Genomic DNA, 22,389 nt, shown 5'->3' on the forward strand with positions numbered 1-22,389 from the left:
GCATGGACATGACCCTGGAGGCCATCCGGGCGGCCGGCGATGCCGCCGCGGTGATCGAACTGGCCTATGCCCGCATCGAATCCTGCCCCGATCCGGCGGTGTGGATCAGCTTGCGGCCCAAGGCCGAGGTGCTGGCCGAGCTGGCCGGGCTGGACCCGGCGCTGCCGCTCTACGGCGTGCCCTTCGCGGTGAAGGACAACATCGACGTCGCCGGCCTGCCCACCACCGCGGCCTGCCCGGCCTTCGCCTACACCCCCGCCGCCGATGCCCCCGCCGTGGCGCGGCTGCGCGCCGCCGGGGCGGTGGTGCTGGGCAAGACCAATCTGGACCAGTTCGCCACCGGGCTGGTCGGCGTGCGCTCGCCCCATGGCGCGCCGCGCTGCGTCTTCGACGACCGTTACGTCTCGGGCGGCTCCAGCTCCGGTTCGGCGGTGGCGGTGGCGCGCGGCCAGGTGGCCTTCGCGCTGGGCACCGACACCGCCGGCTCGGGCCGGGTGCCGGCCGCCTTCAACAACATCGTCGGCATCAAGCCGACCAAGGGGCTGCTGTCCACCTCCGGGGTGGTGCCGGCCTGCCGCTCGCTGGACTGCGTCACCGTGTTCGCCGCCAGCGCCGGCGAGGGCGCGGCCGTCCGCCGCATCGCCCAGGGCTTCGACGCCACCGATCCCTTCAGCCGCGCCGAGCCACCCCGGCCGCTGCCCCTGGCCGGGCTGCGCGTCGGCGTGCCGCAAGCGGCGGAGCGCGCGTTCTACGGCGATGCCGAGGCCGCCGCCCTGTATGCCCGCGCCGTGGAAAGCCTGGGCGCCGCACTGGTCGAGATCGACTTCGCCCCCTTCCGCGAGGCCGCCATCCTGCTTTACGGCGGCCCCTGGGTGGCCGAACGGCTGGCGGCGCTGGAGGACTTCCTCGCCAGCAACGCCGACGACTTCGACCCCACCGTGCGCAAGATCGTCGAGGGCGCCGGCGGCCATTCCGCGGTGGACGCCTTCCGCGGCCGGTACGCCCTGGCGGCGCTGAAGCAGCGGACCGATGCGCAGTGGCGCAAGATGGATGTGCTGCTGCTGCCCACCGCGCCCACCATCCACAAAGTCGCCGACGTCCAGGCCGATCCCATCCGCCTCAATTCGCAGCTGGGCCACTACACCAATTTCGTCAACCTGCTGGATTGCTGCGCCGTGGCGGTTCCGGCCGGCTTCCGCGCCGACGGCCTGCCCTTCGGCGTCACCCTGGTGGCCCCGGCCTTCGCCGACGACGACCTGGCGCGCGTCGCCGATAATCTGCACCGCCGCCTGGAACCCAGCTTCGGCGCCGCCCGCGCGGCCCTGCCCGAGGCCGCCGAGGCGGCGGGCGACGGCCTGATCCGCCTGGCGGTGGTCGGCGCCCACCTGGAAGGCCAGCCGCTGCACGGCCAGCTGACCGAGCGCGGCGCGCAGCTGGTGGCCCGCACCCGCACCACCCCCGACTACCGCCTCTACGCGCTGGCCGGCACCACCCCGCCCAAGCCCGGCCTGGTGCACACCCCCGGCTTCGCCGGACCGGGAATCGAGGTCGAGGTCTACGCCATGGAGGCCGCCGCCTTTGGCACCTTCACCGCGGCGGTGCCGCCCCCCCTGGCCATCGGCAGCGTCCGCCTCGCCGAGGGCACCCTGGTCAAGGGATTCGTCTGCGAGCCGGCCGGCCTGGACGGCGCGACCGACATTACCGCCTACGGAGGATGGAGGGCCTTTCTCTCCCGTTAATTGGGTCGGCGTGGCGCGACGTTGCACCTGAAGTCAAAGCCGTATTTGGGCGCGGTCTCGCGGACACGGCGGCTGACGTAGCTATGACCGTATAACCGCATTAACAGGCCTCCCTCTCGTGCCGTGTCGTGATTCAACGATTCCCTCAGGCAGGACGGGGATCGATGGCGCGGCGGCGGTACGAGTTGACGGAACACGAATGGTCGATCGTTGAACCCTTGCTCCCGAACAAGCCCCGTGGCGTTCCCCGCGTCGACGACCGCCGGGTCCTGTACGGCATCCTTTGGCGCTTCCGCACGGGCTCGCCCTGGGCGGAAGTGCCCGAACGCTACGGCCCGCCGACCACCTGCCACAACCGGTTCGTCCGTTGGCGTAAGGCGGGCGTCTGGTATCGGCTCCTGGAGGAAACCTCCAAGGCATACGATGGCGATATCATCATGATCGACTTGACCTGTGTCCGTGTTCAGCAGCACGGGACCACGGGAAAAAAGGGGGCGAAAGGACCCCGCTTCAGGCGAACTCGATGATCTTCTGATCGACCGCCAGCGACTCGCCGGGCTTGGCGTGCAGCTTGGCGACCACGCCGTCGCGTTCGGCCTTGAGGATGTTCTCCATCTTCATGGCCTCGACCACCGCCAGCGGCTCGCCGGCCTTGATCTCCTGGCCTTCCTCCACCTCGACGCTGCGCAGCAGGCCGGGCATGGGCGACAGCAGGTACTTGGACATGTCCGGCGGCGCCTTGAACGGCATCAGCCGGTTCATCTCGCCGGTGCGGCGGGTCAGCACCAGCACCTTGGCGCGGCTGCCGGCATGGGCCAGCACATAGCCGATGCCGTCGCGATCGACCTGGACGCAGATTGTATGACCGTCGATGCTGCCCTTGAACAGCGGCTGGCCGATTTCCCAGTCGGTCTTGACCGCCAGCGCCTCGCCGCCCAGCACCACGGCGTAGCCGCCTTCCGAGCGGCGCACCTCGACGTCGTGATACTGGCCGTTCAGCACCACCGTCCATTCGTTGGGCACCCGCGCCTCGTGGCCGGTGAAGCGCCCCGAGACCTTGGCGTCGCGCTCGCCGACATGGAACTGCACCGAGGCGGCCACGGCGATCAGGAAGGTGGGGTCCTCGGCCGGCAAATCGTCGGCGTGGAAGCCGGCCGCGTATTCCTCGGCGATGAAGTTGGTGGTGAGGTTGCCCTTGACGAATCGCTCCTTGCTCATCAGCGAGGCGAGGAAGGGGATGTTGTGGGACAGGCCGCGGATGTAATAGGCGTCCAGGGCGTCGCGCATATGGGCGATGGCGGCGTCGCGGGTGGGGCCGTAGGTGATCAGCTTGGCGATCATGGGATCGTAGAACATGCTGATCTCGCCGCCCTCGTAGACGCCGGTATCGACGCGCACGTGCGGGCCCTCGGCCGGCGGCCGGTAGCGGGTCAGGCGGCCGGTGCTGGGCAGGAAGTTGCGGAACGGGTCCTCGGCATAGACGCGGCTTTCCATGGCCCAGCCGGTCAGCTTGATGTCGTCCTGGGTGAAGCCCAGCTTCTCGCCGTTGGCGACGCGGATCATCCATTCCACCAGGTCGATGCCGGTGATCATCTCGGTCACCGGATGCTCCACCTGCAGGCGGGTGTTCATCTCGAGGAAGTAGAACTCGCCGGTGGCGCCGCCGACGATGAACTCGACGGTGCCGGCCGACTTGTACTGCACCGCGCGGGCCAGGGCGCAGGCCTGCTCGCCCATGGCCTTGCGGGTCTCGGGGGTGAGGAACGGGCTGGGGGCCTCCTCGATCACCTTCTGGTGGCGGCGCTGGATCGAGCATTCGCGCTCGCCCAGATAGAGCACGTTGCCGTGACCGTCGGCCAGCACCTGGATCTCGATGTGGCGGGGCTGCTCGATGAACTTTTCCACGAAGACGCGATCGTCGGCGAAGGACGACTTGGCCTCGTTGGTGGCCGAGACGAAGCCCTCGCGCGCCTCGGCATCGTTCCAGGCCAGGCGCATGCCCTTGCCGCCGCCGCCGGCCGACGCCTTGATCATCACCGGATAGCCGATGGATTGGGCGATCTTCACCGCTTCCTCGGCGTCCTTGATGACGCCCAGATGGCCGGGCACGGTGTTGACGCCGGCCTGGCGCGCCAGCTTCTTGGATTCGATCTTGTCGCCCATGGCGAAGATGGCGTGGGCGTCGGGGCCGATGAAGGCGATGCCGGCGGCGGCCAGCGCCTCCTGGAACTCGCGCTTCTCGGACAGGAAGCCGTAGCCGGGATGCACCGCCTGGGCGCCGGTGGCCTTGCAGGCCTCGACGATGCGGTCGGCCAGCAGGTAGGACTGGGCCGAGGGCGCCGCGCCGATATGCACCGCCTCGTCGGCCATCTGCACGTGCAGGGCGTCCTTGTCGGCGTCGGAATACACCGCCACCGTCTTGATGCCCATCTTGCGGGCGGTCTTGATGACGCGGCAGGCGATCTCGCCGCGATTGGCAATGAGGATCTTCGAGAACATCTTCTCTTCCCCCTTCCCGCTCAGTACGCGGGAGAAAAAAATTTCACCACAAAGACACAAAGGCACAAAGAGGAGGGAAGAAGAAGGAGTTCCGCGCGCTGCGCGCGCCTTCCTTTCCCTTCGTGTTCTTTGTGCCTTTGTGGTCCATTTTTTAACCTAAAGCGGGATGTTCCCGTGCTTGCGCCACGGGTTCTTCAGGTCCTTGTCCTTCAGCATGGCCAGCGAGCGGCAGATGCGCTTCCTGGTCGAGTGCGGCATGATCACGTCGTCGATGAAGCCGCGATGGCCGGCGATGAAGGGGTTGGCGAACTTCTGCCGGTATTCCTCGGTCCGCGCGGCGATCTTGGCCGGGTCGCCCATGTCCTGGCGGAAGATGATCTCCACCGCGCCCTTGGGTCCCATCACCGCGATCTCGGCGGTCGGCCAGGCGAAGTTGACGTCTCCGCGCAGATGCTTCGAGCTCATCACGTCATAGGCGCCGCCATAGGCCTTGCGGGTGATGACGGTGACCTTGGGCACCGTGCACTCGGCATAGGCGTACAGCAGCTTGGCGCCGTGCTTGATGATGCCGCCGTATTCCTGGGCGGTGCCGGGCAGGAAGCCGGGCACGTCCACGAAGGTGACGACGGGGATGTTGAAGGCGTCGCAGAAGCGCACGAAGCGCGCCGCCTTGATGGAGGAATCGATGTCCAGGCAGCCGGCCAGCACCATGGGCTGGTTGGCGACGATGCCGACGCTGGCCCCTTCCATGCGGGCGAAGCCGACCACGATGTTGCCGGCATAGCCGGGCTGGACCTCGAAGAAGTCGCCCTCGTCGACGACCTTCAGGATCAGCTCCTTCATGTCGTAGGGCTTGTTGGCATTGTCCGGGATCAGGGTGTCCAGGCTCATCTCGATGCGGTCGGCGGCGTCGGCGGTGGGGCGGACGGGGGGCTTTTCGCGGTTCGAGGCGGGCAGGAAGTCGACGAAGCGGCGCAGCTGCAGCAGCGCCTCGACGTCGTTCTCGAAGGCCAGGTCGGCGACGCCCGACTTGGTGGAATGGGTGACGGCGCCGCCCAGTTCCTCGGCGGTGACCACCTCGTGGGTGACGGTCTTCACCACGTCGGGGCCGGTCACGAACATGTACGAGCTGTCCTTGACCATGAAGATGAAGTCGGTCATGGCCGGCGAGTACACCGCGCCGCCGGCGCAGGGACCCATGATCATGGAAATCTGCGGCACCACGCCCGAGGCCAGCACGTTGCGCTGGAACACCTCGGCATAGCCGGCCAGGCTGGCGACGCCTTCCTGGATGCGGGCGCCGCCGGAATCGTTCAGCCCGATCACCGGGGCGCCGACCTGCACCGCCTTGTCCATGATCTTGCAGATCTTCTCGGCGTGGGCTTCCGACAGCGAGCCGCCGAAGACGGTGAAGTCCTGGGAGAAGACGAAGACCAGGCGGCCGTTGATGGTGCCGTATCCGGTCACCACGCCGTCGCCGGGGATGTGCTTCTCGGGGTCCTCGGTATCGCCCATGCCGAAATCGGTGCAGCGATGCTCCTTGAACAGGTCCCACTCCTCGAACGAGTCCGGGTCCAGCAGCAGCTCGATGCGCTCGCGCGCGGTCAGCTTGCCCTTGTCGTGCTGGGCCTTGATGCGGCGCTCGCCGCCGCCCAGGCGGGCGCGGGTGCGTTTTTCGTCGAGCTGGCGAATGATTTCCTGCATCCGTGTTCCCCGTATGCCAAGGTCCCGCGTGGGAAAGTGCGGTGGGTGCGGGCACCTTCGGGCGGCGGTCCCACCCTTATGGTCAGGCCGGTTGGAATATCATTAGCCGGGCGCCGGTGCCACCGAAAAACGGGGCCGCCCCGCTCACGGATTGTTGCAGAATATGACGGCGGGGTGACGGATCAGCCCGCGGCCAGCGTCAGCAGCCGGCCGGCGGCGGCGATGTCGCGGGCCAGGGTGGCGCGCCGGTCGGCGGCCTCGTGGTCCTCGCCCCACTGCTCGATCTGGTAGGTCTCGTCCAGCTGCGACAGGGCGAAGGCCTGGTCCGCGCCCAGCCGTCCCTCGACCAGGGCCAGCGCCAGCACCAGCGAGCCGGCGGCGGCGGCGGTCATCTGCAGCGCGGTCAGCCGCCAGGTGTCGTAGCCCCGCAGCCGGGCGGCCAGGGCGGCCAGGGCCGGCTCGGGCTGGGCGACGGCGATCACGCCCTCGGTGGCCACCAGATCGGCGCCCAGGGCGTCGCGCGCCCAGTCCAGCAGCGGCTGCCACTGGCGGGCCTGGCGTTCCACCAGATCGGGCGGGAAGCCGGCGCGGTAGCACAGCAGGTCGGTGGCGGCGTAGTTCATCAGCTGCGCCAGGATCGCCTCGCGCTCGGGGCCGATGCGGTCCAGCGCGGTGCTGGCCAGCTGGGTCAGCGGCATGTGGTGCGGCTTGACCTCGGTGCCCTGCGCCTCCCATTCGGCGGCGATCGCCTCGGCCAGGGCCTGGGTCGGCACTTCCAGCGGCCTGCCGGCGGGGGTCCGGACGGGACGCCCGTCCAGGCGCACGGAGAAGGCCGGACCGGCCGGCGCCGCCTCGGCGCGCTTGTAGAAGCGCTTGATGGGTCTGCTTGTCATGGTTCAGGGGACATAGGCGAAAATCAGCGCCCCGGCAAGTCCCGGGACAGGGCGCGGCAGCCCGAGGCGGCGCCGGGACGCCGGGGGGCGGCGGCGAGATCGAGCGCGAGGGTGCCGGCGCGCAGGTCGAAGCGCGCGCCGCCGCTCAGGGCCCCCATGGGGCCTTCGGCGGCGATTCCGGACCCGGCGTCGGCGATCCCCTCCTTCAGCGCGAAGCGCAGCCCGGCGCAATCGAGGACGGCGATGCCGTCCTCCCCGGCCAGCGGCGCCAGGGCCGCCAGAACGGTGCGACCCGGTTCGGTTCCGCCGTCGCCGGCGGCGACCTTGGCCTCGGTCACGCCGAGCCATCCCTGGCCGCTGGCCGCGGCCAGCGCCGAGGCCAGATCGGCGCCACTGCCGCCGGCCTGCAGCCGGAACTCGAACGCGCCGCCCTCGACCGCCTCGCTGCCGGCCTCGCGCAGCAGGCGGCCGAAATCGATGCCGCCGCCGGTCACGGCAAGGCGGGCCGACACCCCCGACGCCGCGGTCTCCATGGTCGCTCCGCCCCGTATCGTGCCGCCCGCCAGCACGGCGCGGACGGGGCTCAGCGCGATCCGGCCGGGACCGACCCGGATGTCGGCGGCCAGATCGGACAGGGTGGCGGCGCCCAGCGGCAGGCGACCGACCTGCAGCGACAGGGTGGCCTCGGGCAGGACCGCGCCGGACGGCAACGGGCGGCGCTCGGGTCGGTCGCCGGGACGGGGCGCGAGGATGTCGGCCGGAACCAGCACCGCCGAAGTGAGCTGCCCGCGCAGGCGCGGCTTCGCCCCGTTCAGGTCGATGTCGAGGGTGCCGGCAAGGTCGCTGCCGCCCAGGCCGGCCTTGAGGTCGGCCAGGGTCCAGGCGCCGCCGCCGCCGCGCAGGGTGGCCGCGGCCTTCAGCGGCGCCGTCGCCGGCAGCGCCAGCCCGGCCAGCGGCGACAGCGCGGCCAGGCCGTCGCTCTCATAGGTCAGCGCCAGCTCGATGCCGGCGCCGGCCGGCAGGTCGCGCACCACCCCCTTGGCCGAGACCAGCCCCTGGTCGCGCCGGCCGAAGGCGGCATCGATCTCGGACAGGCCGGGGCGGCCGTCGCCGTCGCCCAGCCGGGCGGCGAAGCGGAAGGGACCGCCGGCGCCGCGCCGGATCGCCTCGTCGAAGCCCAGCTGCCGCAGCACCTCGGCGAAGTCGTCGCCCTGGGCGGACAGCTTGAGGTCGAAGCCGCTGCCGGCCAGCGGCGCCAGGACGGTGCCCTGGGCGGATGCCTTCATGCCGGCCATGGCGGCGTTGAGCTGCAGCGGCCAGGGCTTGCCGCCCTCGGCCTGCTCCACGGTTCCCAGCCGCCCGGTGATCTCGAAATCGCGCGACAGGTGGTCGCCGACCACCCGCAGATTCAGGCCGGCGGCACCGGTCTGCTGCGGCTGCACCGACACCTTGTGCAGGTTGACGGAATCGCCGGCGCCGGTGGCGGCATCGCGCCAGGCCAGCCGGCCGTTCTTGATGCGCACCTCGGACAGGTCGAAGCGGGTGGTCGCGATCCGCCCCTGCGGCGCATCCGGTGCGCTGGTGAAATGCCAGTTGCCGCCGCCCCGGCCGCTCCCTTCCAGCAGGATGTCGGGGGCAACGAAGGTCAGGCGGCGGACCCGGATCTCGCGCTTCAGCAGCGGCAGCAGCGCGACCTCGGCCTCGACCCGGGCGACCTTGATCATGTCGGCGCGCGAGGCGCCGGGCGGGTTGGACAGGGTCACCCCCCTGGCCACCAGCATGGGCGGCAGGCCGGGGCGCAGCTCCAGCGGTCCGGCGATGGCGAGATCGCGCCCGGTCAGCGCCTCGACCCGCTGGGCGATCTGGAGCTTGTAGGCCTTGAGGTCGATGGCCTTGACCGCCGCCACCAGGCCGATGGCGAAGGCGGCACCCAGGGCGACGGTCAGCTTGAGGGCACGGCCCGGCTTCATCGGCGGGTCCCGGTCAGCGTCGCCGCGATGTCGCAGAGGTTGTCGAAGCTGTCGATCACCATCTCGGCCCCGGCCGCCCGCAGCTCTTCCATGGTGTGGTAGCCCCACGACACCCCCAGCGCCACCGATTCGGCGGCACCGGCCATCAGCATGTCATAGGCGGTGTCGCCCACCATCACCAAATTGGGCGGCTCGACCCCGCAATCCGAGGCGGCGCGGTAGAGCATGGACGGATGGGGCTTGCTGGGATTGTCGTCGGCGGTCTGGATGGTGACGAAGCGGCCCTCCAGCCCGTGGGCGTCCAGCATGGCCTGCACGCCGCGGCGCGACTTGCCGGTGGCCAGGCCGAGCAGCCAGCCGGCGGAATCCAGCTCGTCCAGGGCCTCGCGCACGCCGGGGAACAGCGGCTCGACGGTGTCGGGCAGCAGCCGCAGCGCGCGGAAGGCGTCCTTGTAGGCCTCGGCGACGGCGCGGTGGAGGTTGTGCGGCGCCCACGGCAGCAGCACCGAGCAGGCCTCGACCAGCGACAGCCCGATGATGCGGCGCACGTCGGACGGGTCGGGCACGCCGAGTTCCATCCGTGACCAGGCTTCGGTCATGGCGGTGACGATGTTGTGCTCGGAATCGATCAGGGTGCCGTCGACGTCGAACACGACCAGGCGCAGGTCGCTCATGGCATCCGCGGGTTGTCGGGTCGCAATGGAAAGACCATACCGCAACCCAGGCCTCCGGAACAGTGGCGGCGGCTAGCCGGGTCGGCTATGGTTCGCACCGCCATTTTTCACGGAGTTCCCGTACACATGCGTGTCCGTCTTCTCGCCCTCGGCCTGATCCTCGCCGCCACCCCCGCCTTCGCCCAGCAGCAGGAGGCGCAGCCCGCTGCTCCGACCAGCCAGCAGGCCCGGTTCCAGGATTACCTGCAGCAGGCGGGCTACAAGAACATGTTGGGCCAGTTCGCCATGATGGGCGACGCCATCTCCTATCCCGAATGCAAGCAGCGCGAGCCCGCCGCCCACACCATCGTCGCGATCTTCGTTCCGCCCAACTTCACCGAGGCGCTTCATCCCAATGCCGGCCGCTGGGTGGACCGCGTCATGGTGAAGAGCTGCGGCGCCGAACACGTCCATAACGTCCTTCTTCAGGCGCAGCCCGACAACAAGCCGCCGGCGGCCCAGTTGCGATTGCCGGGCGTCACCGCCACGGTGCCGAGCATGCAGGACAAGATCGTGGCCGAGATCATCGCCCTCCTGGCCAAGCAGAAGTGCACCGATCAGGCCAAGATCATCCCCGTTGATACAAAGAAGGACAAGGAACTCAAGGCGCTGAAGATGGACCAGGGGAAGGTCGTGGATGGGGCGTGGCGCGAGACCTGGCTGTTCCGGGCCTGCGGCAAGAAGGTCAGCGCCAGTGTCGAGCTGACCGCCGACGGCAAGGGCGGCTTCGCCCACAAGGTCAAGATGTAGGAGGGGTCCCCTTCCCCTGGTCGGGCTATCGGATTCATCGGTTTGGCGATGGGGGTGATGCCGCGTTTGGCGGTCCGGAAACCAAGCCAGCCTTGGAGTATGGCGACCGGCCTTGGTTTTCCGTAATAGCCGGTCCACCCTCCAAGGCGGGCGCAGACCCAGGATGGGTTGGCGAGAGAGGCTCGGGGATGGGAATTTTCTGACGCTCGGCCTTGCCTTCGAGCTGTGTGCAAAAGGCTTCGAGCAGAGGAGCATCCTCAGGAGCGAAGCCGTCGATCATCGGCCGTAACGGCGCTGGCCCTTGGGGGGGGCGCGAGCGTGCACGAGTTGGTGAATGCGACGGCGGTGACAAGGACGGCCAGCGCCAGACGGCGCAGGGGCATGGCGCCATCGATAAGAATTCCCTCGATATCAAAGCGTTGGCTCTTGATCGGGCGGAATAGCTGCTCGATGGCCCAACGGCGGCGATAAGGCCCGACGATGGCAAAAGCCTGGGTGAAATCATCGGCGGGATGGGGGGGCAGCAAGCGCCAGTGAATGTTCTCGGCCGATCTCGCGTACATCGACCATGGTTAAGCTCACACTCTCGGGCAGCTCCGCCGCGACGCCGTTTCGGGGACGGGCCAGGGCAACCGTCGCATAGAGCGCGATGACATTAGGTCGGCGCACGGGGTGCGCCGACCTAATGTCTGAATCGCACTCTAATTTATTGATTTAGAGGCGGATTCAGCTATCAGGTTGGATCGCCTCGCGATTCAACCTGATAGCATCCGGCTACTCTAGCGGATAGCCCCCCGCGCGTGACGGGCCATGCGCCCGGGTTTGGTCGGCAGGTCGAGCCCGGCCTGTCCCGCCACCGGACCGAACAACCGCGGTATTCTGGATTGCCAGAATACGACGCCCTTCGCACCGAGCCGCCGTCCGCCTCCACGAGGCGAGCCACCAAAAAGGCCCCCTTTTTCCAGGCGGCGGTCGCCAAACCGCCCCAGCGTCAGCATGTTCCCCTGTGATCCCTTCAACAAAAAGGAATCACAGGGACTGCGTCAGCGCGTGGGGAAATGTGTGAATACGATAGCCTTGCTGGGGGAGGGCCGGCCAGCCACAGCGCCCCCGTCACCCTACACCCCCCCTTCGCCCTACACCTCGCGGATGTTGGTGAGGAAGCGGTCGACCTCGCCGCGCAGGGTGGCGGCCTGTTCCTGCAGGTGTTCCACCGCCTTCAGCACTTCCTTGGCCGCCTCGTCGGTCTCGTGGATGGCGTTGGAGACCTCGTTGATGTTCTCGTAGACCTGGTTGGTGCCGCTGGCGGCGTGGTCGATGTTGCGGGCGATTTCCTGGGTGGCGGCGCCCTGTTCCTCGATGGCGGCGGCGATGGCGGTGGTGATGCCGTCCATGGAGCTGATGGTGGTGCCGATGGCCTTGATGGCGCCCACCGTGGAATGGGTCTCGCGCTGGATGGTGTTGACCTGGGTCGAGATGTCCTCGGTCGCCTTGACCGTCTGGCGGGCCAGGTTCTTCACTTCCGAGGCGACCACGGCGAAGCCCTTGCCGGCCTCGCCGGCGCGTGCCGCCTCGACGGTGGCGTTCAGGGCCAGCAGGTTGGTCTGCTCGGCGATGCCGGTGATCAGCTCGATGATCTCGCCGATCTTGTCGGCGGCGCCGGCCAGGCCGGTGACGCGGGTGTTGACGCCGTCGGCCTCGTGGGTGGCGTTGGCGGCCACCTGGTTGGACATGGCCACCTGCTCGGCGATCTCGCGGATGGCGTTGGACAGTTCCTCGGCGGCCTCGGCGACCATGCGCACGTTGGCGTTGGCTTCCGAGGCGTGCTGGGCCACCGCATGGGCGCGGGTGCTGGCGGAATCGGCGTATTCGACCATGCGCCGGGTGGTGCCGATCATCATCTCGGCCGACGAGGCGACGGTGTCGAGCACGTTGGCGACGGTGGCGTCGAAGCCGTGGATCAGCTGCTCGAGGCGCTGCATGCGCGCCTCGCGGGCGGCGGCGGCGCGGCGGGCCTCGGCCTCCATTTCCTGCTTGGCCTCGGCGTTCTCCTTGAACACCTGGACGGCGCGGGCGATGTCGCCGACCTCGTCCTGGCGCTCCAGCGACGGCACGGCGATGGTCACGTCGCCCGCCGCCAGCCGGTTCATGTGGTTGGTCATGTCGGCGATGGGATCGGCGATGACGCTTTTCAGGATCCAGCGCACCCCCAGCACCGACAGGATGGTGGCGATGATGCCGCCGATGGTGAGGAAGGTGAGGATGCGGTTGAGCATGGCATCGGCCTCGGCGGTGGACAGCGAGGACGACAGCACGGCGATGACATCGCCGGATTCCATCCCCATGCCGCCATGGCAGGCGAAGCAGACCTCGTCGGTGGCGCCCTCGGTGACGCCCAGCACGATGGGATAGGCGTAGCGGTAGGCGCCGGGGACGAAGCGGCCGACCGGCTGCTTGGTGGCGAAGGCCTCGGCATCGATGTCGTCGCGCGGCGGCTTGGGCGGCTTGGTCGGCTCGGTCTCGGCCATGAAAGTGGCGACCTTGGGACCCCAGGCGCTCCACACCTTGCCGGGATAGTGGACGTTGCGGCTGTCGAACCAGTTGTTGAAGACCTGGATGCCGATGTTCTCGCCGTCCTCGGGCCGCTTGGCCATGACGTTGAGGATCAGCGCGTGCAGCGAGGTCATCTCGTTGGCGGAAAGCTGCTGCAGTTGGCGTTCCATCTCGGACCGCTCGAAGCGCGCGATGACCACAACGACGCTTGCGATCAGGGCGATGACGCCGACGCCCACGATGATCATGAACCGGCTGGACAGCCGAAGATTACGCCAGGCCTGCACTGCCTTTTTTCCTTTGGCGCGTTCGCCACTGCCCCGCGCGACGGCGGGAACGTTTTTCCCCGGCGTCAGAGTAATAGGAAAGGCCGGCGTTTGGAACACCGGCCTTACGCACATTTGGAAAAAAGATAGTTGCAGATGAAAATGCTAAGCTCGCACCAGCGCCTCGTAATCGGCGATCAGGGCGCGGCTGATTTCGCCGGGGGTGAAGGTGTGGGGACCGATCTCGCGCACCGGCGTGACCTCGGCGGCGGTGCCGGTCAGGAAGCACTCGGTGGCCTTGGCCAACTCGTCCGGCATGATGGCGCGCTCGACCACCTTGATGCCGCGGGCCTTGGCCAAGGCGATCACGGTCTGGCGGGTGATGCCGTTGAGGAAGCAGTCGGGTGTCGGGGTGTGCAGCTCGCCGTCCATGACGAAGAAGACGTTGGCGCCGGTCGCCTCGGCGACCTGGCCGCGCCAGTCCAGCATCAGCGAATCCTCGAAGCCCTCGCCCTCGGCCTTGTGCTTGCTCATGGTGCAGATCATGTAGAGGCCGGCCGCCTTCGAGGCGGTCGGCGCGGTCTGCGGATGCGGCCGGCGCCACTCGCTGATGTTGAGGCGGATGCCGCGCATGCGGGCCTCGGGCGACCAGTAGCTGGGCCAGCTCCACACCGCGACGGCGAGGTGGATGCGGTTGGCCTGGGCGGCCACCCCCATCATCTCGGAGCCGCGCCAGGCGACGGGGCGGACATAGCCGTCGACGATGCCGTTGGCCTTCACCGTGTCGTTGGTGGCGGCGTCGATCTCGGCGGCGGTGAAGGGAACCTTCATGCCCAGCAGCTCGCCCGACTTGACCAGGCGCTCGGAATGCTCGGCCAGCTTGAACACCTTGCCGCCGTAGACGCGCTCGCCCTCGAACACGCAGGAGCCGTAATGCAGCCCGTGGGTCAGCACGTGGACCTTGGCGTCGCGCCAGGGAATCAGCGCGCCGTCGAACCAGATGAAGCCGTCGCGATCGTCGAAGGGGAGGACGCCTGCCATGGGTTTTCCGTGTCGGTTGGGGGGTGGGACAGAAAGTTACCTTGCGCTCTTGCATCGAGTAACATTTTGAGGCCATATAAGTCAATATGACTGACTTAACCGTGCCATGAGCGACCTTCGGACCGCCATCAATCCGCTCTTCCTGCGCGAGGAGGAGCTGCGCCAGGCCATCGAGCTGCTGTTCTTCGCCTATCGCGACTTCACCGCCGAGCCCGACGCCATCCTGGCCGAATACGGCTTCGGGCGGGCCCATCACCGCGTCATCTATTTCGTCGGCCGCCACCCCGACATGACGGTGTCGGACCTTCTGGCCATCCTGCGCATCACCAAGCAGTCGCTGTCGCGGGTGCTGGGCCAACTGGTCGACGAGGGCTTCGTCACCCAGCGTCCGGGGGCGCGCGACCGCCGCCAGCGGCTGCTGCAGCTGACCGAGAAGGGCATCGAGCTGGAACGCCAGCTGACCGAGCGCCAGCGCGCCCGCATCGCGCGGGCCTATCGCGACGCCGGGGCCGAGGCGGTGGAGGGCTTCCGCAAGGTGATGCTGGGCCTGATCGACGAGGACGACCGCGGCCGCTTCCCGCCGCGCGGGGGAGTTCGCCGCTGACCTTGACATGATCCCGCCGGTGCGGCTTGCTCAAGCCCATGGAGGACATGCCCCACATCCTCGTGGTCGATGACGATACCCGGCTGCGCCAGCTGTTGCGCAAGTATCTCGCCGACAACGGCTACCTGGTCTCCGTCGCCGCCGACGCCGCCGAGGCGCGGGTCCGCCTGGCGGCCATGGCTGCCGACCTGATCGTGCTCGACGTGATGATGCCGGACGAGGACGGGCTCAGCCTGACCCGCGATCTGCGGCGCACCAGCGCGGTGCCGATCCTGCTGCTGACCGCCATGGGCGAGGTCGATGACCGCATCCGCGGGCTGGAATCGGGGGCCGACGACTACCTGTCCAAGCCGTTCGAGCCACGCGAGCTGTTGCTGCGCATCGCCTCGATCCTGCGCCGCGCCCCCAAGCCCGAGGCCGAGCCGGCCCGCGCCCTGTCGCTGGGACCGCTGGCCTGGGATCTCGGCCGGGCCGAGCTGCGGCGGGGCGACGAGGCGGTCCACCTGACCACCGCCGAACGGGATCTGCTGGGCATCCTGGCCGCCGCCGCCGGCCAGGCGGTCAGCCGCGACGAGCTGGCCGCCCGCACCGGCAACGCCGCCAATCCGCGCGCCGTGGACGTCCAGGTGACGCGGCTGCGCAAGAAGCTCGAGGACGACCCGCGCATGCCGCGTTATCTGCAGACGGTGCGCGGCCAGGGCTACATGCTGAGGCCGGACTAGGATGGCCAGCCCCTCCCTGTGGCTGAAGCGTCTGCTCCCCCAGGGCCTGCTGGGCCGGTCGCTGCTGATCATCGTCACCCCGCTGATCGTGGTGCAGCTGGTCTCCACCTTCATCTTCTACGCCACCCACTGGGACACCGTGGCCCGGCGGCTGTCGCTGGGTCTGGCCGGCGACATCGGCGCGGTCATCGAATCCATGCGCGCCTTCCCGGCGGGCGAAAGCCGCCTTCGGGTGCTGCGCATCGCCGCCAGCACCATGGACCTGGACATCCGCTTCCAGGACGGCGGCATCCTGCCCAACGTGCCAACCCGCTCGCCATCGGGAATCATGGAGGCGGCCCTTTACAATGCGCTGACGGAACGGGTGCAGCGGCCCTTCCGGGTCGACACGGTGTCGTTCGAGCGCGAGATCGCCATCTGGGTGCAGCTGTCCGACGGCCTGCTCGAGGTGTTCGTGCCCAGGAAGCGGCTGTTCACCTCCACCACCTACATCTTCGTGCTGTGGATGGTCGGCACCTCGATGCTGCTGCTGGGCATCGCCACCGTGTTCATGCGCAACCAGGTGCGCAGCGTGCGCAAGCTGGCATCGGCGGCCGACAGCTTCGGCAAGGGCCGCGACGTCCCCAACTTCAAGCCCGAGGGCGCCACCGAGGTGCGGCAGGCGGCCCAGGCCTTCAACCTGATGCGTGACCGCATCCGCCGCCAGATCCAGCAGCGCACCGAGATGCTGGCCGGGGTGTCCCACGATCTGCGCACCCCGCTGACCCGCATGAAGCTGCAGCTGGCCATGATGGGCGAGGTCGAGGGCCGCGCCGAGCTGGACGAGGACGTCGCCGAGATGGAGCGCATGGTCGAGGGCTACCTGGCCTTCGCCCGCGGCGAGGGCGGCGAGAAGGCGGTGGAATGCGATCTCGGCGCCCTGGTCGAGGAGGTGGTGGCGCGCTTCCGCCGCGAGGGGCGCGACATCGACCTGCATGTGGAGGGCGACGTGGCCATCCCCTTGCGGCCGCACGCCTTGTCGCGGGCGCTGTCGAACCTGATCGGCAACGCGCTGCGCTATGCCGGCCACGTCTGGGTGCGGGTCGGACGCCGCGCCGACGCCGCCGAGGTGGTGGTCGACGACGACGGACCGGGCATTCCGGCCGACAAGCGCGAGCAGGTGTTCAAGCCGTTCCTGCGCCTCGAGGTGTCGCGCAACCCCGAAACCGGCGGGGTCGGGCTGGGCCTGACCATCGCCCGCGACATCGCCCGCGGCCACGGCGGCGACGTGGTGCTCGAGGACAGCCCGCTGGGGGGCTTGCGGGCGCGACTGCGGCTGCCGGTGTAAAAAAGCCCCCCCTCCCCTTGATGGGGAGGGGTTGGGGGCGGGGTGACGGTTCCGCGACGGTGAGCGTCCGAAGCCAGGGTCCTGGCGGCGCCATCACCCCTACCCAAACCCTCCCCCATCAAGGGGGAGGGCTTCCTTGCACCTTTGTGCTACCCTCGCCCCGTTTCATTGGGGAGAGATGGCGATGCTTTCGGTACTGGTCGGCAACATCAAGGGCGGCTGCGGCAAGACCACCGTCGCCACCCATCTGGCCAGCGCCTTCGCCGCCGCCGGGCTGAAGACCGCCATCGGCGACTGCGACATCCAGCGCTCCAGCCTGAACTGGCTGCGCCGCCGCGCCGGGACCGCCGCCGCCATCGCCGGCCATGACTGGGCCAAGGATCTGGGCAAGCCGCCCAAAGGCCTCGACCGGCTGGTCATCGACGCCCCGGCGGCCATGCACCACAAGGACGTCGAGGACCTGATCGACATTGCCGACGTGGTGGTCGTGCCGGTCCTGCCCGGCGCCTTCGACGAGGACGCCACCTCGCACTTCCTGGCCAGGCTGGCCGGGGTCAAGGCGGTGCGCAAGAACAAGCGGGTGGTGGCGGTGGTGGGCAATCGCATCCGCCCCGGCACCAAGGTGTCCGAGCACCTGGACGTCTTCTTCGGCTCGCTGGGTTTCCCGGTGGTGGCGCGGCTGCGCGACAGCCAGATCTATCCGGCCATGGCGGCGGCGGGCAGTTCGGTGATCGAGGCGCACGACCGCCGCGCCAAATCCTATGCCGACGAATGGAAGCCGCTGCTGGATCTGCTGGCCAAGGCGGCGGGTTAAACCAAGCCCGCGCGGCGCCTGAGCGGGCCCGGGACGGGCCTAGGCACAGCGCTTCCGCCGGCGGCGGAAGCGCCCTAGGGTCCGTACTCAATTAGGGTGTGGCCTGCGCCGAGACGAATTTGCCCGCCTGGCAGGAAGGACGCGCAGCGCGATGTGGACCATCGCGCAAGCGGCCTGACGCACCGGGAGGGCAAATTCGTCCGGCCCGAAGGGTTGGCGTTCCAAGGGCGCCCTGGTACGTTGCCGCCGCTAGGCGATGCGTCCAGCATCGCCGTCGCGCCGGCGCCTGCCATTGCGCCCTTGGAACGCCAACGCAGGCCACACCCTAATTGAGTACGGACCCTAGCAACACGAAACGGCCGCGCCCCCGCCGGGGCGCGGCCGTCGTCGCAAAGCAGGGCGCGGGCGCCTTACTTCTTCTTGCCGGTCTGGACCAGCGCGTCGCGCATCTCGTCCAGGCTCTGGGTGAAACGCTTGTTGAGCAGGTCGAAGGCCTCGTTGTTGGCCTTGGCGATCATCTCGGCCAGCTCGCGCATGTTGGACAGCGAGCGCTCGAAGGCGTCCTTGGCCACCTCGGCCTGCTTGGCCGCCTTGTCCTGGGCGGTGCCGGGCTCGGCGATGTCCTTGGACACCTGGGCCACTTCGTCCATGGTCTGGCGCAGGATCTCGACCTGACGCTTGACCACCGCCTGCAGGCCGTCATAGGCCAGCTTGTTGGCCTGGGTCAGGGCCTCGATGTTCTTGCGCTGGCTGGAGACCAGGGTCTCCACATCGACGCCGGGCATCTTGAAGTCGCCCAGATACTTGCTGATGTCGAAATCGAAAAGCTGATCCGCCTGCTGCTTGGTGGCCATTTCATCCTCCGCCGGGTAAAGCCCATCCGCTGATGCTGCGCTGCAGCAAACATACGCGCGGTGGGGGTGCCCGTCAATCGTTCGCGTGCAATGCAACAAAAAAAACTAAGACAAAGGTCGGAGGTGCCCCTCGACCTCATTGTCCGCCGTCGGCGCTGCCGGTTCGGGCCGCCGCCCCCGCATCAGCCCGGCCAGTCCCTCGGCGCGACGCAAGGCGGTGTCGAGGCTGGACATGGTGCGTGACAGGTCGGGGCTGTCGTCGTCGAGGAAGGCCCGCAGGGCATAGAGGTAGACCGCGCACAGCCCGTTGGTCCGGGCCAGTCCGCACAGCCCCGCCGAGGACAGGCCGGCGGCCTCCAGCGTCAGCGCCATGGACTTCACCAGACGGCGGCCGCCACGGGCCAGCGTCCACGGATCGTCGCCGGACTGCCGCAGGATGACCGCCAGGGCGGCGCGGTCGGGGGACATCGCCTCGAAGCGGCGCATGACCACGTCGAACAGGCGGTCGCGGGCGGTCTCGCCGGGGACGGTGCCGCCTTCCAGCATGCGGCGGTCGATGCGCCGAGCGTAGAGGTCGAGGAGATCGGCAGGAGAGCGGACCATCTCGGCCGCCTCGGCCAGGGGCACCCCGGCGCGGTCGCTGATGTCGGCCAGCGACAGGCCGCGCCAGCCGCTTTCGGCGGCGGCGGCCATCAAGGCATCGACGAGTTCCTCGGCATGTCGGGACTTGGCGGCCATGGCACGGGGCTCCTGGGGTGGGCGCACGATGACTTCAATCTGGGGTGCGCCGGCGGTCCTGCAACGGTGGACATGCCGGCGCAGGCGATTCGGGCTTGATTTCCTGTATGCAACTTACATAAGTATATATTGCAAGTTAGTTCTCGGTCAGGTGGGGGTGGAGTTATGACGTGCGTTAATCGTAACATAATCGTCGATGCGATTCTCTCGGGAATAGCAGATGCCCGGCACACCTATGCGGCCTGGACCCGCAACGTGGGCTATTTCGCCTGGGCGCCGGAATACCTGATCACCGTCTCGGTTGCCAAGGCGGTGTGGGAATGGTGCGCGCCGATGAGCGTCTGGCCCGAATTCCGCCTGATGGACGCCATGCGCGACGCCGGCATGGCCGGCGCGGCCGGCGTGCCGGGTCGGCTCGACGGCAACCGCCGTGCCGACCTGCTGCTCTACCGCAACGGCGGGCGGCCGCATGCCATCGTCGAGGTCAAGCGCAACGTCGAGGGCTGGAGCCGCATCGCCCCCGATGTGGAGCGCATGCAGGCGGTGGTGGCGGGCGGTGCCAGCTCGTTCCAGCTGGGCGTGGTGGCCTTCAACTGCACCCAGATGGCCTCGTCCTCGGCCAATGGCGGCGTGGTGCTGAAGGACCGCCTGCTGCGCATGGCCGAGGCGGCGGACAGCCTGTCGCGCCCGGGCTGGCGCTGCGGCCTGTCCTCGCGCGGGGTGTCCTATGACGGCCACGAATACTGGTCGGCGGCGGCGGTGGTGATGGAGCGGGTCGGTCCCAGGGCGTGACCCTCTTGCGTATCAGCAGTCCTGCAAGTACCTTCCCCGCCTCTGACTCTATTCGCATATGGGGATCGCCATGCCGTTCATCGCTGACAGGCTTTCGGCCATCAAGCCGTCGCCGACCATCGCCGTGACGCAGAAGGCCGCCGAGCTGAAGGCTTCGGGGCGCGACGTCATCGGGCTGGGCGCCGGCGAGCCCGATTTCGACACGCCGGACAACATCAAGGCCGCCGCCAAGGCCGCCATGGATGCCGGCCAGACCAAGTACACCGCGCCGGCCGGCACGGTGGAGCTGCGCAAGGCCATCTCGGCCAAGTTCAAGCGCGAGAACGGACTGGACTACACCCCCGACCAGATCACCGTCGGCGTCGGCGGCAAGGGCGTCATCTTCAACGCCTTCATGGCCACCATCAATCCCGGGGACGAGGTCATCGTGCCGGCCCCCTATTGGGTCAGCTATCCCGACATCGCCCTGATGTTCGGCGGCGTGCCGGTGTTCGTGGCCTGCCCCGAGGAGACCGGCTTCAAGCTCACCGCCGCCGATCTGGAAAAGGCGATCACCCCCCGGACCAAGTGGCTGGTGCTGAACTCGCCGTCCAATCCCACCGGCGCCGCCTATTCGCGCGCCGAGATGAAGGCGCTGACCGACGTGCTGGTGAAGCACCCGCATGTCTGGGTCATGTCCGACGACATGTACGAGCACCTGGTCTATGACGGCTTCGAGTTCTGCACCCCGGCCCAGGTCGAGCCCGCGCTCTACGACCGCACCCTGACCATGAACGGCGTGTCGAAGGCCTATGCCATGACCGGCTGGCGCGTCGGCTATGCCGGCGGCCCCGTGGCGCTGATCAAGGCCATCAACATGATCCAGTCGCAATCGGTGACCCATACCGCCTCGGTCAGCCAGGCGGCGGCGGTCGAGGCGCTGAACGGCACCCAGGACTTCATCCCCAAGAACGCCGAGGTGTTCAAGGCCCGCCGCGACCTGGTGGTGGGGCTGCTGAACCAGTGCAAGGGCCTGACCTGCAAGACGCCCGAGGGCGCCTTCTACGTCTACCCGTCATGCGCCGGCGTCATCGGCAAGACCGCGCCGTCGGGCAAGGTCATCGCCTCGGACACCGACTTCGTCTCGGAGCTGCTGGAAGCGGAAGGCGTGGCGGTGGTCCAGGGCGCGGCGTTCGGCCTCGAGCCCTATTTCCGCATCTCCTACGCCACCTCGACCGAGGCGCTGACCAAGGCCTGCGAGCGCATCAAGCGCTTCTGCGAGGCCCTCAAGTAGGCGGCCGGAACGCAATAGGCCCCGCAGCCGGTGTCGGCTGCGGGGCCTTTTTGTTGGGTCTTCGCCGATTGGCGGGGCGTCCCGGCCATACACTCCGTCGTCCCCGCGAAGGCGGGGACCCAGGGGTGCACCGCCTTCTTGTCCGCGACTCCTGGGTTCCCGCCTTCGCGGGAACGACGGAATGCGCAGAAACCCCGCAGATCCGCTTCAGAACTTGCCGTCGCCGCCGGCGTCGGGCGCCGACCCGTTCGGCGGCGTCGGCCTCCTTGGCGAAGGCCTCGGTCTGGTCCAGCGCCCGGTTGACGTTGCCCAGCAGCGCCCCGACATTGCCGCGCTCGCCGACGTTCAGCACGCGCTGGTTCAGGTTGCCCTCGGCAACCGCCGCCATCACCGCGCTGGCGCGGTTGATGCTGGCGTTGGTGCGCGACAGCCAGAACAGGGTCATGGCGGCCAGCACGGCGGCGCCCAGCGACGGCAGCCCGTCCACCTCGCCGTGGGCCAGCGCCCACACCGCCGCCGGCCCGCCCAGGATCAGGGCGGCGACGTTGGCGTAAAGGGCCTTAGAGACCGAGGACAAATTGGTCATAGCTCAATCCCTTGTCGGCAAGCAGAGCCTGGAGCATGGCGAAACCGGCCTCGAGCCCGGCCTTGCGGTCGCCGTGGCGCGTTTCCTCGGCCAGCAGCCTGGCATAGAGCGGGCGGATCACCTCGAGCGCCGCCGGATCGGGCGTGCGCCGGTTGGAATGAAAGCCGGTCACCGTACCATCGGGTCCGCGATCGGGGGCGACATGGGCCAGCACCCAGTAATGGTCGCCGTTCTTGCAGCGGTTGACCACGTAGGCGAAGATCTCGCGCCCCTGCTCCAGCGTCTCCCACAGCAGCTTGAAGATGGTCCGCGGCATGTCGGGATGGCGGATGATGTTGTGGGGCTGCCCCAGCAATTCGGCTTCGCGGAACCCCGAGATGCTCAGGAACACGTCGTTGCAATAGGTGATGCGGCCCTTGGGATCGGTCTTGCTGACGATGAGCTCGTCATCGCGGAACGTCCGCTCCACCCGGGTGACCTCGGCGGATTTCATTTCGTTTCCTCAATCGGTGCAGGCGCGGCGTTACATAAACAGAAAGTCATATACGCCT

Annotated in this window: 20 protein-coding genes and 1 pseudogene; 9 read left to right on the forward strand and 12 right to left on the reverse strand. The window is 68.6% G+C overall.

Annotated features, from left to right (window positions below; translation table 11 throughout):
- The first annotated feature begins 2 nt into the window (after positions 1-2).
- Both atzF and MTBUT4_RS04430 read left to right on the forward strand, forming a co-directional pair.
- Positions 3-1,739, forward strand: coding sequence for an allophanate hydrolase (atzF, locus tag MTBUT4_RS04425; RefSeq protein WP_173978455.1), 1,737 nt, complete (start codon positions 3-5; stop codon positions 1,737-1,739).
- A gap of 164 nt (positions 1,740-1,903) precedes the next feature.
- Positions 1,904-2,233: pseudogene (locus tag MTBUT4_RS04430) on the forward strand (IS5 family transposase); the annotation flags it as partial.
- 16 nt (positions 2,234-2,249) lie between these two features.
- Here MTBUT4_RS04430 and accC read toward each other — a convergent pair.
- The 5 genes from accC to MTBUT4_RS04455 form a co-directional block, all read right to left on the reverse strand.
- Complete coding sequence (accC, locus tag MTBUT4_RS04435; protein ID WP_173978456.1) at positions 2,250-4,238, reverse strand: acetyl-CoA carboxylase biotin carboxylase subunit; 1,989 nt, start codon at positions 4,236-4,238, stop codon at positions 2,250-2,252.
- 156 nt (positions 4,239-4,394) lie between these two features.
- Positions 4,395-5,942, reverse strand: a complete 1,548-nt coding sequence (locus tag MTBUT4_RS04440; RefSeq protein ID WP_173978457.1) for an acyl-CoA carboxylase subunit beta — start codon at positions 5,940-5,942, stop codon at positions 4,395-4,397.
- Between the two features lie 182 nt (positions 5,943-6,124).
- Positions 6,125-6,835, reverse strand: a complete 711-nt coding sequence (locus tag MTBUT4_RS04445; RefSeq protein WP_173978458.1) for an ATP12 family chaperone protein — start codon at positions 6,833-6,835, stop codon at positions 6,125-6,127.
- A gap of 23 nt (positions 6,836-6,858) precedes the next feature.
- Positions 6,859-8,805 carry an AsmA family protein gene (locus MTBUT4_RS04450; RefSeq protein ID WP_173978459.1) on the reverse strand — a complete coding sequence of 649 codons (1,947 nt, stop codon included), beginning with the start codon at positions 8,803-8,805 and terminating at the stop codon, positions 6,859-6,861.
- The gene (locus MTBUT4_RS04455; RefSeq protein ID WP_173978460.1) at positions 8,802-9,479 is read right to left on the reverse strand and encodes an HAD family hydrolase; all 678 of its coding nucleotides are present in this window, start codon (positions 9,477-9,479) and stop codon (positions 8,802-8,804) included. Before MTBUT4_RS04455 ends, MTBUT4_RS04450 begins: the two co-directional genes overlap by 4 nt.
- Positions 9,480-9,605: 126 nt before the next feature.
- Between MTBUT4_RS04455 and MTBUT4_RS04460 the strand changes: the two genes are divergently transcribed.
- Positions 9,606-10,268, forward strand: coding sequence for a hypothetical protein (locus MTBUT4_RS04460; protein WP_173978461.1), 663 nt, complete (start codon positions 9,606-9,608; stop codon positions 10,266-10,268).
- 257 nt (positions 10,269-10,525) lie between these two features.
- Here MTBUT4_RS04460 and MTBUT4_RS04465 read toward each other — a convergent pair whose 3' ends face one another.
- The 3 genes from MTBUT4_RS04465 to MTBUT4_RS04475 form a co-directional block, all read right to left on the reverse strand.
- Positions 10,526-10,831: a hypothetical protein gene (locus tag MTBUT4_RS04465; RefSeq protein ID WP_173978462.1), complete on the reverse strand. Its 306-nt coding sequence runs from the start codon at positions 10,829-10,831 to the stop codon at positions 10,526-10,528.
- 573 nt (positions 10,832-11,404) lie between these two features.
- Positions 11,405-13,108 (reverse strand): methyl-accepting chemotaxis protein, encoded by a 1,704-nt coding sequence (locus MTBUT4_RS04470; protein ID WP_254434736.1) that lies wholly within the window; start codon positions 13,106-13,108, stop codon positions 11,405-11,407.
- A 144-nt stretch (positions 13,109-13,252) separates the two neighbouring features.
- Positions 13,253-14,128 carry a branched-chain amino acid aminotransferase gene (locus MTBUT4_RS04475; protein ID WP_173978463.1) on the reverse strand — a complete coding sequence of 292 codons (876 nt, stop codon included), beginning with the start codon at positions 14,126-14,128 and terminating at the stop codon, positions 13,253-13,255.
- Positions 14,129-14,234: 106 nt separating this feature from the next.
- Between MTBUT4_RS04475 and MTBUT4_RS04480 the strand changes: the two genes are divergently transcribed.
- From MTBUT4_RS04480 to MTBUT4_RS04495, 4 genes are all read left to right on the forward strand, one after another.
- Positions 14,235-14,732: a MarR family winged helix-turn-helix transcriptional regulator gene (locus tag MTBUT4_RS04480; protein ID WP_173978464.1), complete on the forward strand. Its 498-nt coding sequence runs from the start codon at positions 14,235-14,237 to the stop codon at positions 14,730-14,732.
- A 38-nt stretch (positions 14,733-14,770) separates the two neighbouring features.
- The gene (locus tag MTBUT4_RS04485; protein ID WP_173978485.1) at positions 14,771-15,454 is read left to right on the forward strand and encodes a response regulator; all 684 of its coding nucleotides are present in this window, start codon (positions 14,771-14,773) and stop codon (positions 15,452-15,454) included.
- Position 15,455: 1 nt separating this feature from the next.
- Positions 15,456-16,781 carry an ATP-binding protein gene (locus MTBUT4_RS04490; RefSeq protein WP_173978465.1) on the forward strand — a complete coding sequence of 442 codons (1,326 nt, stop codon included), beginning with the start codon at positions 15,456-15,458 and terminating at the stop codon, positions 16,779-16,781.
- Between the two features lie 184 nt (positions 16,782-16,965).
- Complete coding sequence (locus MTBUT4_RS04495) at positions 16,966-17,595, forward strand: ParA family protein (protein ID WP_173978466.1); 630 nt, start codon at positions 16,966-16,968, stop codon at positions 17,593-17,595.
- 410 nt (positions 17,596-18,005) lie between these two features.
- Here MTBUT4_RS04495 and MTBUT4_RS04500 read toward each other — a convergent pair whose 3' ends face one another.
- Together MTBUT4_RS04500 and MTBUT4_RS04505 are read right to left on the reverse strand one after the other, a co-directional pair.
- Positions 18,006-18,449: a phasin family protein gene (locus tag MTBUT4_RS04500; RefSeq protein WP_173978467.1), complete on the reverse strand. Its 444-nt coding sequence runs from the start codon at positions 18,447-18,449 to the stop codon at positions 18,006-18,008.
- Positions 18,450-18,554: 105 nt separating this feature from the next.
- A complete protein-coding gene (locus MTBUT4_RS04505; protein ID WP_173978468.1) occupies positions 18,555-19,187 on the reverse strand; it encodes a hypothetical protein in 633 nt (210 codons plus the stop codon).
- Between the two features lie 255 nt (positions 19,188-19,442).
- On the opposite strand from MTBUT4_RS04505, the gene MTBUT4_RS04510 reads away from it, so the two are divergent.
- Positions 19,443-19,979, forward strand: a complete 537-nt coding sequence (locus MTBUT4_RS04510) for a hypothetical protein (protein ID WP_173978469.1) — start codon at positions 19,443-19,445, stop codon at positions 19,977-19,979.
- A 70-nt stretch (positions 19,980-20,049) separates the two neighbouring features.
- Positions 20,050-21,252, forward strand: a complete 1,203-nt coding sequence (locus MTBUT4_RS04515) for a pyridoxal phosphate-dependent aminotransferase (RefSeq protein WP_173978470.1) — start codon at positions 20,050-20,052, stop codon at positions 21,250-21,252.
- On the opposite strand, the gene MTBUT4_RS04520 is transcribed toward MTBUT4_RS04515, so the two are convergent.
- Together MTBUT4_RS04520 and MTBUT4_RS04525 are read right to left on the reverse strand one after the other, a co-directional pair.
- Complete coding sequence (locus tag MTBUT4_RS04520; RefSeq protein WP_173978471.1) at positions 21,245-21,838, reverse strand: hypothetical protein; 594 nt, start codon at positions 21,836-21,838, stop codon at positions 21,245-21,247. The genes MTBUT4_RS04515 and MTBUT4_RS04520 overlap by 8 nt on opposite strands.
- Positions 21,813-22,331 carry a PAS domain-containing protein gene (locus tag MTBUT4_RS04525; RefSeq protein WP_173978472.1) on the reverse strand — a complete coding sequence of 173 codons (519 nt, stop codon included), beginning with the start codon at positions 22,329-22,331 and terminating at the stop codon, positions 21,813-21,815. The genes MTBUT4_RS04520 and MTBUT4_RS04525 overlap by 26 nt, the downstream gene beginning before the upstream one ends.
- Positions 22,332-22,389 lie beyond the last annotated feature (58 nt).

The sequence above is a fragment of the Magnetospirillum sp. UT-4 genome (genome assembly GCF_902729435.1).
GTDB lineage: Bacteria > Pseudomonadota > Alphaproteobacteria > Rhodospirillales > Magnetospirillaceae > Magnetospirillum.